General features: G+C 36.7%; 10 protein-coding genes and 1 pseudogene. 8 read left to right on the forward strand and 3 right to left on the reverse strand.

Going from position 1 to position 14029, the window contains the following annotated elements:
* Nucleotides 1-13 precede the first annotated feature (13 nt).
* Nucleotides 14-174, reverse strand: a pseudogene (locus tag QRE67_RS28820) (sortase family protein); the annotation flags it as partial.
* A 425-nt stretch (nt 175-599) separates the two neighbouring features.
* On the opposite strand from QRE67_RS28820, the gene QRE67_RS02565 reads away from it, so the two are divergent.
* The 8 genes from QRE67_RS02565 (at nt 600) to QRE67_RS02600 (ending at nt 10874) form a co-directional block, all read left to right on the forward strand.
* A complete protein-coding gene (locus QRE67_RS02565; RefSeq protein ID WP_286123404.1) occupies nt 600-4187 on the forward strand; it encodes an SH3 domain-containing protein in 3588 nt (1195 codons plus the stop codon).
* An 84-nt stretch (nt 4188-4271) separates the two neighbouring features.
* Nucleotides 4272-5150, forward strand: coding sequence for an ROK family protein (locus QRE67_RS02570; RefSeq protein ID WP_286123405.1), 879 nt, complete (start codon nt 4272-4274; stop codon nt 5148-5150).
* Nucleotides 5151-5278: 128 nt separating this feature from the next.
* Nucleotides 5279-5875, forward strand: a complete 597-nt coding sequence (locus tag QRE67_RS02575; protein ID WP_286123406.1) for a TerD family protein — start codon at nt 5279-5281, stop codon at nt 5873-5875.
* A 25-nt stretch (nt 5876-5900) separates the two neighbouring features.
* Complete coding sequence (locus tag QRE67_RS02580; protein ID WP_286123407.1) at nt 5901-6485, forward strand: TerD family protein; 585 nt, start codon at nt 5901-5903, stop codon at nt 6483-6485.
* Between the two features lie 83 nt (nt 6486-6568).
* The gene (locus QRE67_RS02585) at nt 6569-7147 is read left to right on the forward strand and encodes a TerD family protein (protein ID WP_286123408.1); all 579 of its coding nucleotides are present in this window, start codon (nt 6569-6571) and stop codon (nt 7145-7147) included.
* Between the two features lie 71 nt (nt 7148-7218).
* Nucleotides 7219-8010 (forward strand): TerC family protein, encoded by a 792-nt coding sequence (locus QRE67_RS02590; RefSeq protein ID WP_286123409.1) that lies wholly within the window; start codon nt 7219-7221, stop codon nt 8008-8010.
* A 128-nt stretch (nt 8011-8138) separates the two neighbouring features.
* Nucleotides 8139-9770, forward strand: a complete 1632-nt coding sequence (locus tag QRE67_RS02595) for a YceG family protein (protein WP_286123410.1) — start codon at nt 8139-8141, stop codon at nt 9768-9770.
* An 18-nt stretch (nt 9771-9788) separates the two neighbouring features.
* Complete coding sequence (locus QRE67_RS02600; RefSeq protein ID WP_286123411.1) at nt 9789-10874, forward strand: toxic anion resistance protein; 1086 nt, start codon at nt 9789-9791, stop codon at nt 10872-10874.
* Between the two features lie 38 nt (nt 10875-10912).
* Here the strand turns inward: QRE67_RS02600 and QRE67_RS02605 are convergent, their stop codons facing one another.
* Together QRE67_RS02605 and QRE67_RS02610 are read right to left on the reverse strand one after the other, a co-directional pair.
* A complete protein-coding gene (locus tag QRE67_RS02605; RefSeq protein ID WP_286123412.1) occupies nt 10913-13579 on the reverse strand; it encodes a cation-translocating P-type ATPase in 2667 nt (888 codons plus the stop codon).
* 192 nt (nt 13580-13771) lie between these two features.
* On the reverse strand, nt 13772-13996 hold the full coding sequence (locus QRE67_RS02610; RefSeq protein WP_286123413.1) for a DUF1128 domain-containing protein: 225 nt from the start codon (nt 13994-13996) through the stop codon (nt 13772-13774).
* Nucleotides 13997-14029 lie beyond the last annotated feature (33 nt).

The raw sequence follows: 14029 nt of genomic DNA on the forward strand, positions 1-14029 counted from the left end.
AATGTTTTTTCTTAATAAGCATCGCTTGGATAATATATTGTTTTGGAGCGTTCCCGACATAATTAAATGGATAATAAGTTGTTACAGTTAAAGTTGGTTCGTTTTTTTAAACAATAACAGTACGGTTATTTGCAGTCGTAATCCAAATTTTTTTACTTGATATATATAGGTTTTAAAATGGACTTTCATCTCGATTTTATAAAATTCGAGATGAGGGTCTATTTTACATACTAGTTCAAAAATATTTATCCCACTACTCGCGGGTAGTAATACTCCCACCTCACAGTTCTGCAAGAAGCAAAGAAGTTAGGTGGGGGAGTTTGTTCACAGAAGTTTAATAATTGTATTTAGAAAATGAATGAAGGAGGATATGTTAAGATAAAGTGAAACTTCCATCAGTGGGGGTTTTCTTCATCCCCCACTGATGGTTAGTTGAACGAATCGGGCTTTTACGGGCAGTTATCCCCCACCTATCTTCTTTGATTTCTCCGAATCTTGAGGTGGGGGTCTTACTGCCCGTTAATGCGGGATAAATAGTAAACCGATTTTTACCAAAGGAGGGTTGAAGAATATAACATCGTTTATATTCGGATAAGTATATGAAACAAACAACAAAACAAATCATAGCAGGTACATTTGTAGCAACAGCAGCATCATTTGTTTCCACTCATGCTTTTGCACAGGATGACAATTCAGCGACAGTAAATGCAACAAATCTAAATATACGTCAACAACCTACAACACAAAGTCCAATTGTTGGACATGTAAAGCAAGGCGAAACTGTAAAAGTTTTAGAGAAAGAAAAAGATTGGGCGAAAATTTCTCATGATGGGAAAGAAGGCTATGTTTCACTACAATTTTTAAAACTAGCAGGAGCACAGGCTCCAGTTGAAACGAAACAACAATCAACCATTAATAGCGGAAAAAAAGAAAACGGTATCGTTACAGCGACACGTTTAAATGTTCGAAAAAGTCCTGTTTTAGGAAGTTCAATTCTTGGATATGTTACAAAAGGTGAAAAGGTAACAGTTTTAGGAAAAGCAAATGGGTGGGCAAAAGTTGAATATAAAGGAAAAGAAGGTTATATCTCGTTAGAGTTTGTGAAAATTGGTGAGAATGCGGAAGGATCAAAACCATCGGAATCAAAGCAACAACCAACTATTAATAATGGTGCGCAAGAATCCGGAACAATTAATGCAACAAGTTTACGAGTAAGAAGCGAAGCGAATACAAGCAGTGCGATTCTCGGAAACTTGAAGCAAGGTGAAAAGGTAACAGTTCTAGGAAAAGCAAACGGCTGGGCAAAGATAAGCTATAAAGGAAAAGAAGGTTACATTTCGCTAGAATTTGTGAAGATAGAAGCAGGAAAGCAAGAAGAGAAACCTGGAGAAAATATCATAAACGGTGCGCAAGAAAGCGGAACAATTAATGCAACAAGTTTACGAGTAAGAAGCGAAGCGAATACAAGCAGTGCGATTCTCGGAAACTTAAAACAAGGTGAAAAAGTAACGATTTTAGGAAAAGCAAACGGCTGGGCGAAAGTAAGCTATAAAGGAAAAGAAGGTTACATTTCGCTAGAATTTGTGAAGATAGAAGCAGGAAAGCAAGAAGAGAAACCTGGAGAAAATATCACAAACGGTGCGCAAGAAAGCGGAACAATCAACGCAACAAGCTTACGAGTAAGAAGCGAAGCGAATACAAGCAGCGCAATTCTAGGAAACTTAAAACAAGGTGAGAAAGTAACGATTTTAGGGAAAGCAAATGGCTGGGCGAAGATAAGCTATAAAGGAAAAGAAGGTTACATTTCGCTAGAATTTGTGAAGATAGATGCAGGGAAACAAGAAGAGAAACCTGGAGAAGATATCACAAACGTTGCGCAAGAATCTGGAACAATCAACGCAACAAGCTTACGAGTAAGAAGCAAAGCGAATACAAGTAGTTCAATTCTCGGAAACTTAAAACAAGGTGAAAAAGTAACGATTTTAGGAAAAGCAAACGGCTGGGCGAAAGTAAGCTATAAAGGAAAAGAAGGTTACATTTCGCTAGAATTTGTGAAGATCGAAGCAGGGAAACAAGAAGAGAAACCTGGAGAAAATATCACAAACGGTGCGCAAGAAAGCGGAACAATCAACGCAACAAGCTTACGAGTAAGAAGCGAAGCGAATACAAGTAGCACAATTCTCGGAAACTTAAAACGAGGTGAAAAAGTAACGATTTTAGGAAAAGCAAACGGCTGGGCGAAAGTAAGCTATAAAGGAAAAGAAGGTTACATTTCGCTAGAATTTGTGAAGATCGAAGCAGGAAAGCAAGAAGAGAAACCTGGAGAAAATATTACAAACGGTGCGCAAGAAAGCGGAACAATCAACGCAACAAGCTTACGAGTAAGAAGCGAAGCGAATACAAGCAGCGCAATTCTAGGAAACCTAAAACAAGGTGAGAAAGTAACGATTTTAGGGAAAGCAAAAGGCTGGGCAAAGATAAGCTATAAAGGAAAAGAAGGTTACATTTCGCTAGAATTTGTGAAGATAGAAGCAGGAAAGCAAGAAGAGAAACCTGGAGAAAATATCACAAACGGTGCGCAAGAAAACGGAACAATCAACGCAACAAGTTTACGAGTAAGAAGCGAAGCGAATACAAGCAGTGCGATTCTCGGAAACTTAAAACAAGGTGAAAAAGTAACGATTTTAGGAAAAGCAAATGGCTGGGCGAAAATAAGCTATAAAGGAAAAGAAGGTTACATTTCGCTAGAATTTGTGAAGATTGGTAATGATTCTACAAATACGACAAACCCTGGGGGAGTGACAGAAGAACGAGCAGTTGTAAATGCTTCGTTATTAAATGTTCGCAAAGGTCCATCAACTGGGAAAGCAATTGTTGGCCATTTGAAAAATGGAGAAACTGTTACGATAGTTGGCAAAGAGAATGGCTGGGCAAAAATTCGTTTTAGTGGTGGTGAAGGCTATGCCTCATTACAATTTTTAAAAGTAAAACAAGGCTCTTCGTCTTATGAAATTGTTACTTCATCACAAAAGATTCAAAAACCGAATGAAGTTGAAGCTGAACAAATTATGCAAAATATGAAAGAAGATGCTTATATTACGAGTGACGGTAAAGTTGTGAATATGAAGCAAGGATTTGTTCGGGCAAATGGGGTTATCGATATTTATGATATTACGACTGGTAAAAAGCTTACATATGTAAAAGGTGGAGCGGACTTAAAGTTTGTGAAGACTGCTGGTGATCGTATTCATGTGAAAATTGATGGATTGACCGGGTATGTGAATGTAGATGATGTAACATTACATCCGACAATGACGGGTGCTAAAACATCATATTATTCAGCAAAAAATGGAAAAATGTATCATTATGTATATAACCCTTCGTCTGGTAAATATACAACGTATCAAGTTGGTAATGCACCGAAACACTTAAAAGAGGGCGAACGTTATGAAGTGTTTGATAAAACACAAGTTGGTGGACAAGATAGTTATCAATATTTTGAATATGTGCCACTGCGTGTAACGTCTACATATACAGGACAGGAAATTGATGATTTCTTACGCAAAGCCAGTCCGGACAGCCCGCTTATTGGATTGGGACAATATTTTGTAAATGCCGCGGCAAAATATGAGATGAATTCTAGTTATCTATTATCTCATGCCATTTTAGAGTCTGGTTGGGGAAAGAGTCATATTGCACAAGATAAGAAAAATTTATTTGGTTTTAGAGCGATAGATTCTGATCCATACAATGGAGCAACGGCGTTTAAAACGTGGGAAGAAGGAATTGACTTCAGTGCAGCGTATATTGATAAGCATTACTTAACACCAAGCGGAAACACATATAATGGTGGAAACTTAGGCGATAAGTCTCAAGGTATGAATGTCATGTATGCAAGTGATGAAAACTGGGGACAACAAATTGCATCGCTTATGCATAGATTGGATGCAATGAATGGAAGTAAGGATTTAAATAAATACCGACTTGGAACATTAAAGGAAGGTTCAACAATATACAAAAATTTAGCTGGTGATCAAAATGGTTCAGCGTCTCGTAATATGATGGTGGCTATTAAGCAAACAGTTCAAACGCCTTATGGTGCATATTATGAATTGGTTTCAGATGATAAGGCATATAACAGTGTGTATGTAAAAGCTGGTTCTGTAAATCTTGTAAACTCTTATTAAAATAAAGTGGAATTTTCATCAGTGAGGCCTTACTGCCCGTTAATGCGGGATAACTCGATTCATACTGTTAAAAGGAGCGGCAGGATGAAAAAATACATTGCATTTGATGTTGGTGGTACAGAGATTAAATATGGAATCGTTTCGGAAACAGGTATGTTATTGAAACATCAAGTTGTTTCAACAGAGGCTTCTTTAGGAGGCGAACAAATTGTTCACAAGCTAATTTGTTTGTCTCAAGAAGTAATGAAGCGGCATGCTATTTTTGGTGTTGGTATTAGTACAGCAGGAATTGTTGACATCAACAAGGGAATGATAACTGGCGGCGTGGATCATATTCCACGCTATGCTGGTATTCCGATTGTGAATAGGTTACAATACGCACTTAAAGTTCCTGTTGCGATTGAAAATGATGTGAATTGTGCTGCACTCGGAGAAGTATGGCAAGGGGCAGGAAGACAGAAGAAAAACTTTATTATGCTTACACTTGGAACGGGAATTGGTGGAGCGATTGTTATTGATCATACATTATATCGAGGGCATTCGTTTAGTGCTGGTGAATGGGGAAATATGTTAATAGAAGGAAAGCCATTTGAAGCAATCGCATCTATTTCAGGATTAATTCGTCTTGTGAAGCAATATAAGGGCGAAGGAAACTGGGATGGTAAAACAATTTTTCAACTGTATGACGAGAACGATAAAGAAGTTGTGCAAGCTGTTGGAGTGTTCTTTAAACATTTAGCTATTGGGATTAGCAATCTTGCTTATATTTTCAATCCGCAAACGATTATTATTGGTGGAGGTATTACGGCAAGAGGTATAAAGTTTTTAGAAGAAGTGGAAGAAGGAGTGCAAAAGTATTTGCAGCCTGATTTTTATAGGAATTGCGAGATTACTCTTGCACACAATCGTAATCATGCTGGAATGATCGGTTCGATTTATCACTTCTTACATCAACATGAATAAATACAATGACTGTTTTCATATAATTGAAAATTTATTCTTTTTTTCAATCGACAAATAATGATACAATATAGAAGAAGAATACAATATTTTCCCAGTAGGAAAATATCTTGAAGAAAGGAAGAAACTTCATGCCTATTATTCTAGAAAAAGGACAGAAGATTGATTTAACGAAAGGGCAACCAGGATTAATAAAATTACAGGTTGGCTTAGGATGGGATCCGATGGCACAGTCAGGTGGATTTTTATCTTCGTTACTTGGAAGCAAACCAAGCGTCGATTGTGATGCGTCTGTGGTTATGCTAGAAAATGATCGTTTTTTAAATAAGAATGATCTTGTTTATTTTGGAAATAAGCTATCTGCTTGTGGAAGTATTATTCATTCAGGTGATAATTTAACAGGTGAAGGTGCAGGCGATGACGAAACAGTGTTCGTAGAATTGCATAAAGTTCCAAGCCGTATTAATCGTTTAGTATTTGTTGTAAATATTTATGATTGTGTTAACCGTCGTCAAGATTTTGGCATGATTCAAAATGCGTATATTCGCATTCGAAATCCACAAACAGGTGAAGAATTAGCACGTTATAATTTATCAGAAAATTACGCTGGAAAAACAACATTGGTTGCAGGAGAAATATACCGACAAGGAAATGATTGGAAGTTTTCTGCAGTTGGAGAAGGCACACAAGATAAAAAATTAAGCGAAATTGTATCGCGTTATCAATAATACTATTTTCAAGGAGGAATATTATATGGCAGCTATCTCGTTAAAAAAAGGACAAAAGGTAGACTTAACAAAAACAAATCCTGGTCTTTCTAAAGTTATTGTTGGTCTTGGTTGGGATACAAATCGCTATGATGGACAAAATGATTTCGATTTAGACGTTAGTATTTTCTTAGTAGGTGCAAACGGTAAAGTATCAGGTTCAGAAGACTTCGTTTTCTACAATAATCCAATAGGTGCAAATGGTTCGGTACAACATTTAGGAGATAACCGTACGGGCGATGGTGAAGGTGATGATGAAACAATTAAAGTTGAATTAAATAATGTTCCTGCACATATTGAACGTATTTGCTTCACAATTACAATTTACGATGGAGAAGGTCGTAGCCAAAACTTCGGACAAGTATCTAACTCATTCGTACGTATTTTAGACGAAGAGAAAAATGCGGAGTTAATTCGTTACGATTTAGGAGAAGACTTCTCGATTGAAACTGCAGTTGTAGTCGGTGAATTATATCGTCATGCTGGTGACTGGAAATTCAATGCAATTGGAAGTGGATTCCAAGGTGGATTAGGATCTTTATGTAACAATTTTGGTTTAGATGTTGAATAATTAAGAAGAAACGTCCATCAGTGAAATTTTCGTTTCGCTGATGGACACATTTTTACGAATCATAACATTAGAGGTGAATATACATGGTCATTCAATTGCAAAAAGGACAGAAAATTGATTTAGGCAAGACAAGCCCAGGTCTTACAAAAGCAGTTATTGGTCTTGGTTGGGATATTAAGGGCTATGATGGTGGAGCAGAGTATGATTTAGATGCATCGGCCTTTTTATTAGATGTAAATGGAAAATGTACGAAAGAAACAGACTTCATTTTCTATAACAACTTACAATCTCCTTGTGGATCGGTTTTACATACAGGTGACAACCGTACAGGTGAAGGGGACGGAGACGACGAGCAACTTGTTGTTGATTTAAGTAAAGTACCAGCAGATGTACACAAAATTGCAATTACAGTAACCATTTATGATGCAGAAGGTCGTAACCAAAACTTTGGACAGGTTGCCAATGCGTTTGCTCGTTTAGCAAACCAAGAGACAAATGAAGAGGTACTTCATTTCGATTTAGGGGAAGATTTCTCCATTGAAACAGCAGTTGTTTTTTGTGAATTATACCGTCATAATGGACAGTGGAAGTTCAACGCAGTAGGAAGTGGTTTCCAAGGTGGACTAGGTGCTCTTGTAAGAGCCTACGGCTTGGATGCATAAGAAGGAAACGAACTTCGTTTCCTTTTTTCGCCTTTCTATAAATCTAGCAAAGAATAGAGGTCAATAGTAGGATGAGTATTTTACAGGGAATTCTTGATACGTATGCCCAATTTTTCGACTTGGACATGTGGATTAGAGTATTGCAAGATCCTGTATCGTGGGGATTAATTGGTACACTTGTTGTGCTTGAAGGTTTATTATCTGCCGATAACGCACTTGTATTAGCGGTAATGGTAAAACATTTACCTGAGGAAAAACGTAAAAAAGCACTATTTTATGGACTAATTGGTGCTTATGTATTCCGCTTTATTGCGATTGGAATCGGGATGTTCTTAATTAAATTAGCTTGGGTTAAAGTACTTGGAGCTCTTTACCTTGCATGGCTTTCTATCAAATACTTTATTGATAAGAGAAAAGGGAATGCTGAAGAGGAAGAGTCACATGAGATGAAGCAAGACAGTATTATCTTTAGAATATTTGGCGTCTTCTGGGGAACAGTTGTAATGGTTGAGTTAATGGACATTGCTTTCTCTGTAGATAGCGTTCTTGCAGCATTTGGTGTTTCCAATGAAGTTTGGATTCTACTATTAGGTGGAATGCTTGGTATTTTAATGATGCGTGGTATTGCAGGTGTATTCTTAAAATTACTAGAACGTATTCCAGAGCTTGAAACGACAGCATATATTTTAATTTTAATTATTGCAACGAAAATGTTGTTGTCTGTATTTGATATCCACATAAGCCATACTGTCTTCTTTATTATTTTAGTTGTTGCATTTGCTGGTACATTTGTTTTGCATTATATGCGAAATTCTGGACAAGCTCGTGAAGAAGTTGCGGCTACTAAAAAAGAAGATAAATAATTGAAATGGGTGTGCTCGTTATACGAGCGCACATTTTTTATAACCTAAAATCAAATGGGCAGTTTATAATAAAAGAGAAGGTCATTGGCCTTCAGAAAAAAAGTAAATGTTTTTGGAGGTGAATTGTCGTGTTTTCGCGTTTTGCACTTCATCCACATGCATTAAAAGAAGAAGCAGATTTGAAACAATTTGAAATGATTTTAGAAAAACGTCCACATTATGAAATGGCAGAGAACAGTATGCAATTTAGTTATATTGCTTGTCGTATTCTTGGTGTTCCAAACGATGTAGATGAATATTTCAATGAACTTTTTGATTATAGTGAAGCAAAAGGAATTACTGTATTACATGAACAAAATTTAAATAAAGTGATTGATTCTGAGAAGCTTCAGCACATTCAAGAAATATTTACACTGCATCAAGAACAACCGAATGGTCTTACTGTAAACCGTCTTGTGGCGCATTTGTCAGGAAAACAGTTATTACCGAAAGTAGAGAATCCTGATTTACAGCATTATATACATACAACCTTTATCTCTGTATTAAAATTGTATGAGAAGCAGCATAATCAATCATTAAAAACGGAAGGATTTCGTCGTTTTTTAATTGATATTATTAAATTAAGTGAGAACTACGTTGCAAAATGGTTTTCCACAATGAATTATAAGAAGCAAATGCCTCGCATCGTTTGGTACGGTGATGCAAAGGAAAGCCGTATATACTTCTTATATTTCCTTATTATGCTCGGTTGTGATGTTTTATATTATCATCCAGAAGGAAAAGATGGTTTTGAGAATGTTGATGACGAAGAAAGAACATTTGTTATTTCTCATCCGGGCCATATTGCATTAGAGCCGTTTCCTGATAAACGACGTGAACGTGTTGCAACGGTAGCTTATCAAGCATCAAAAGAAATTGAACAAGTGCTTCATCATGATAATTCTCTATTATACAAACCGTGGCAATTTCGTTCGTATACACCTGTTGCACGTACGTTAAAGACTACGTATGATGAACTATTTTTAATTACGAAAGAAAAGGCATTTATTCGTCCGACATTCTTTGTCGAAAATAAACATATTTATATTCCATCTTTATTTGCAAAAGTGTCGGGTGTTTCAAAAAATGATAAAGAATATTTCCAACGCTTGAAGACAGTAACATCTTTTGATAACAGCTTGTTAATCAATACATTCCCATTTACAAAAGAGCAAAAAGCAAACTTCCAATTTCATTACCGGGACGCATTAGACCGGGCTGGGAATCTTCATCCCGATCAGATTGTGAACAGTCATTGGTGGCCACATAAGCGTTTGCCTGAAGGGTTACAGCATGGGATTGCAGAAGCGATTATTCACACATGTGAAAGTGAACTTTGTAAGCCAGTTGGCAAAGAAACCAAGCAGGAGACAGCACTCTACGTATTTGCACAACTTTCGCAAATCCCACCAAAGATTTTAGAGCTACTAGAAAAATTTGATTACTCACAGGAAGTACCGAAAATCGTTGTATTTAACAATGAAAAGAGCGGTGAATTAACTCGTTCGGATGCGGTGATATTACTATTTTTAAATCAAATTGGAATTGATGTTTTACATTTTAATCCGACGGGAAGAAATGATATTGAACCATATATTGAAGCAGGAGCATTTGATTCTCATTGGCTCGAAGAAGTAAGCTTTGATCTTGAATATCATGGTCCATCTTCATACAAAAACCTATCACAAACTATAAAAGGGCTATTCCGTCCATTTTTATAAAGAAAGGAAGAATGACACATGAATAATAATCCAATCGTATTAGATCCAAAAACTGAATTAAATGAACAGACAGCTCAAGATGTTCGCTTGCAGCTTAGACAAGATGCTGAAGTGCAACGTATTTATAATGGAGTAGATATTAAAGATCAATTAGAGTTAATTGAACTTGGAAAAGAACCTTCAATGGAGATTTCTCGTTTCGCAGATCAAATTTTACATACGATGTCTTTATCTAAGATCGAAGATTCTGGGGAGTTACTAAAGCAACTCGGTAAAATTATGGATAAGTTTGATAGCAAAGATTTTGCGGAAGAAAAAAGTGGCTTTTTCTCTCGTATGTTTAAAAAAGCAGATAAAATGATTGAGCAAATCTTTAGTAAGTATCAAACGATGGGCCGTGAAATGGATAAAGTATATGTGGAAATTACAAAATACCAAGATGAAATGAAGAAATCGATTGGTACGTTAGACGGTCTATATGAACAAAATTTAAAGTATTATTTAGACTTAGAGAAGTATGTCGTTGCAGGGGAAATGTTACTAGAGCGTCTGCAAACAGAATTAGTTCCAATGTATGAAGAACGAGTTCGTAACAACGATCAATTAGCAGGTATTGAATTAGAATCTTTGAGAAACTCTGTTGAAATTTTGGAGCAACGCATTGATGATTTAGAGAAAGCGCGTATGGTTGCTTTATTGACAGCACCACAAATTCGTATGATTCAACGTGGTAACAACAAATTAATCGGTAAAATTAATACGGCGTTTATTACGACAATCCCTATTTTTAAAAATGGTATTATTCAAGCAGTAAATGCAAAACGTCAAAAGCTTGTTGCAGACTCAATGGCGGAACTTGACCGTCGTACAAATGAGCTATTGAAGAAAAATGCTCAGAACATTGCAACACAAAGTGTAGAAGTAGCAAGATTATCTGGTTCTTCTAGCATTAAAATGGAAACACTTGAAGAAACATGGAATATTATTTCGAGAGGTATGCAAGAAACGCAGCAAATTGAGGAACAAAATAAACGTGAGCGTGAAGAAAGTCGTAAACGTATGGCTGATCTAACAGCGAATATAAAAAAAGAATTACAAGGATAAGGTATGAAAAAGGCAATGAGGAGAATCCTCATTGCCTTTTAATTTTTCTTAAAAACTTTTACAATTTCGTTTACAACAAGTGGAATGATACTAAGCAATGCAACAAAAATCCAATCTTCTCCGGTTAAGGCGTGTACTCCAAATATATTGGCAAGCGCTGGAATAGAAATGATACAAATTTGCATCAGTACACCGATAAGGAAAGAAAAGACCAAATATTTATTTGTAAATAGTCCAATTGAAAAGATTGATTTTGTAGTGGAGCGTAAGTTAAATGAGTGAACAAGTTGTGAAAAACTTAGTACGACAAACGCCATCGTTTGGGCATGTAGTAAAGCATCATCATCAATTTGAGATGGGAAGAGCGGGAAGACATCCGTATCCCCTGTATACAATTTTGCCCCAACGATAAAGGCTGTTAATGTAATAAGTCCAATTAAGATTCCGTTTAGAACAAGAAAAGGAATGCTGCCGCTAAATAAGCTTTCATTTGTACGACGAGGCTTTTCTTTCATTACGTCAGGATCTTCTCGATCAACACCAAGCGATAATGCAGGCAGTGTATCTGTAATTAAATTGACCCATAAAATGTGAATCGGGCGAAGTGGTGTAGCCCAGCCGAGTAAAATAGCTAAAAATAGCGCAATGATTTCTCCGAAGTTACAAGAGAGTAAGAAAAGGATCGACTTTTTAATGTTGCGATAAATATTTCGTCCTTCCTCGACAGCTTTTACAATGGAGGAGAAGTTATCATCTGTTAGAACCATATCAGCTGCACCCTTGGCAACATCTGTTCCTGTAATCCCCATGGCAACGCCAATATCTGCTTGTTTTAAAGATGGAGCATCGTTTACACCATCCCCTGTCATCGAAACAATATTTCCTTTTTCACGCAATGCTTTTACAATTTTTACTTTATGCTCAGGAGATACGCGAGCAAAGACGTTTAAATGATCAATTTCGTTTGCTAGTTTTTCATCTGAAATACGATCTAATTCTGTTCCAATCATCACTTCTGATTTTTTTTCAGCAATGCCGAGTTCTTTTGCAATGGCAAAGGCGGTGTCTTTATGGTCTCCTGTAATCATAACCGTGCGAATCCCTGCTTTTTTACACTCTGTAATTGATGCTTCTACCTCTGTTCGAGGCGGATCAATCATACCAACAAGTCCAATGAAAACAAGATTTTCTTCGATGTGATCAAGGATGATGTTTTGTGTATCATACTTTTTGAAAGCAAATGATAGCACTCGTAGGGCTTCTTGAGACATAGCGTGAGCAGCTTGTAATATTTGTTGTTTATCTTCTTCGGTTAATGGTTGAGTCGTATCATTGATAAAAATATGACTACAACGTGGTAAAAGTTTATCAATTGCTCCTTTTGTCATGCTGTAGTAGTTCTGGTCGTATTGATGCAGTGTTGACATCATTTTGCGATCAGAGTCAAAAGGTAATTCATTAACACGTCTATGTTCAAATTCGAGTGCATCCTTTTGAAGATGAAAGGCAGTTCCTGCAACAAGAAGAGCAATTTCTGTTGGATCACCGGTTTGTGATTCTGCCGTATAAGAAGCGTCGTTACATAAAATCATGTTTTCTAATAATAAGCGGTGCATATTATTATTTACGTTTAATTGTTCTAACTTATCGTATGTACCATCCCCATAAAAGTGGGTAACTGTCATTTTATTTTGTGTTAATGTACCAGTTTTATCTGAACAAATAATTGTAACAGATCCAAGTGCTTCGACGGCTGGAAGCTTACGAATGATGACGTTTTGTTTAATCATGCGCTGCACACCAATCGCTAGAACGATAGATACGATAGCTGGTAATCCTTCTGGAATAGCTGCAACTGCTAAACTAATGGCAGTCATAAACATTTCTAATGTGTCTCGACCTTGGAAAAATCCAATGAAGAACATAATAATACAAATACCAACAGCGACAAAACCTAAATACTTTCCGACTTGTGCTAAGCTTTTTTGAAGAGGTGTTGCATCATCTTCTGCGTCATGTAAGAGCGTCGCAATTTTACCGATTTGTGATTTCATTCCGGTTTCAACAGCTACACCAACACCGCGTCCATATGTAACGAGCGTTGACATAAATGCCATGTTTTTTTGATCGCCTAACGGTATTTGCCCTTCATTTTGAAGAGACGAATGATACAGTGAATCTTTATCAACAGGAACGGATTCACCTGTTAAAGCAGACTCTTCAATTTTTAAGTTCGCTGTTTCGATGAGACGTAAGTCACAAGGGATATAACGTCCAGCATCAAGCATAATAATATCACCAGGGACAACATCTTCTGAGGGGATTTCTTTTAATTCGCCATCTCGTTTTACAATTGCCTTTGGTGTGGCCATCTTTTTTAATGCTTCTAAAGCTTGTTCGGCTTTCGATTCTTGAATGACACCGATTACAGCATTTAAAACAACAACAAGAGCGATAATACTAGCATCGGCCCATTCACCTACAAAGGCAGAAATGAGGGCGGCAATCAAAAGAACATATACGAGAACGTCATTAACTTGGGCAAAAATACGTTGCCATAATGTTCGTTTTTGCTTCGTCGCTAGTTCATTTCGTCCATACTTTTTTAAACGACTTGGAACCATTTCTTCTGTCAAACCACATTGTTCATTTGTTTCAAGTTCTCGTATTGTTTGATCTTTCGTCTTACTGTACCAATTGCTCATATTTAAGCACCTCCAGTAAATACAGTTGGCAATGGTAGTGTGGCAGTTACTTATGCGTAGTAAGTATCGGGATGTGAGGTCTATGGTGAGGTTCTATTTGTATTGTATCGTATTTAAAAATAGAAAGAAGAAAACGGAAGATTTGTCACGAATTTGTTGAAAATGAAAAAAGCCCCATATAGAGGGCTTTCATTATTTTTTGATTAATGTACCTAATTCTTCTGTAATAGCTTGCATTTCGCTAATGCTAAATGTTTCACGCTTCATCACATGTTCAAAGATGTCTCGTAAATCCTCGTACATTTCTTCATTAAAGCTAGTAGCTCTCATTGCACCAGCGTTTACCATGCGTAATTTTTCTTTAATTGCTTCTACCATATATTCAACGTTTTCTTGCGATTTTACGGATAAATCCACGGATGTGTCCCCCTTTAAAATAACATAAGGCTA

Source organism: Bacillus sp. DX3.1, from assembly GCF_030292155.1.
Lineage (GTDB): Bacteria > Bacillota > Bacilli > Bacillales > Bacillaceae_G > Bacillus_A.